This is a genomic window from Roseibium sp. SCP14, assembly GCF_040329475.1.
Classification (GTDB): Bacteria; Pseudomonadota; Alphaproteobacteria; order Rhizobiales; family Stappiaceae; genus Roseibium.
In genome coordinates this window covers 1-293 of record NZ_JBDZYH010000038.1, presented here as the reverse complement: position 1 = coordinate 293, position 293 = coordinate 1, and the positions used below count along the sequence as shown (strand labels likewise).

Below are 293 nucleotides of genomic sequence, written 5' to 3'. Positions count from 1 at the left end.
TCTTTCTGTCGGTGAGATAGCAACCGACACCTTCACCTACACGGTGGATGACGGCAACGGAGGAACCTCCACGGAAACGGTGACAATACGCATCACCGGCGGTTCGGGTGGTGCTTCTAAACTGATAGCTTCCGACGGAGGAAGTTCCGATTACTTCGGCCGTGCCGTTGGCAGCAATGAGGCTGGCACCATTGTGGTTGGTGCTTACGGAGATGACGATGCTGCAACGAACGCCGGCGCTGTTTATGTCTACACCCCGAATGCTTCTGGTGGCTATGACGAGACCAAACTGA

Annotated in this window: 1 protein-coding gene; it reads left to right on the top strand. The window is 55.3% G+C overall.

The window, feature by feature from the left end; translation table 11 throughout:
• The coding region (locus ABLQ08_RS32505) for an FG-GAP repeat protein (protein WP_352950925.1) at nt 1-293 on the top strand (293 nt) is incomplete at both ends.